The sequence below is a fragment of the Agrococcus sp. HG114 genome (assembly GCF_024723325.1).
In the GTDB taxonomy this organism is placed as follows: domain Bacteria; phylum Actinomycetota; class Actinomycetes; order Actinomycetales; family Microbacteriaceae; genus Agrococcus.
The window spans coordinates 1-358 of sequence record NZ_JANQCH010000310.1 but is presented as its reverse complement, the minus strand read 5'-3'; the positions used below and the strand labels follow the sequence as shown (position 1 = coordinate 358).

Annotated in this window: 1 protein-coding gene; it reads right to left on the bottom strand. The window is 50.8% G+C overall.

Annotated features, from left to right (window positions below):
* Positions 1-358 (bottom strand): Hsp70 family protein (locus NWP09_RS13375; protein WP_258275960.1); only part of this gene is annotated, 358 nt, incomplete at both ends.

Genomic DNA, 358 nt, shown 5'->3' with positions numbered 1-358 from the left:
ATAGTACGGTTGCCAGTACCTTTGTCCAGACCGTAAGCCAGCGCAGCTGCGGTCGGTTCGTTGATGATACGTTTTACTTCCAGACCAGCGATACGGCCTGCGTCTTTGGTTGCCTGACGCTGAGCATCGTTAAAGTATGCCGGGACGTTAATAACAGCTTCAGTTACCGGTTCACCCAGGTAATCTTCAGCGGTTTTCTTCATTTTTTTCAGCACTTCAGCAGAGATCTGCGGCGGTGCCATTTTCTGGCCTTTAACTTCGACCCATGCGTCGCCGTTATCAGCAGCAATAATTTTGAACGGCATGATGGAAACATCACGCTGTACTTCTTCGTCCTGGAAGCGGCGGCCAATCAGGC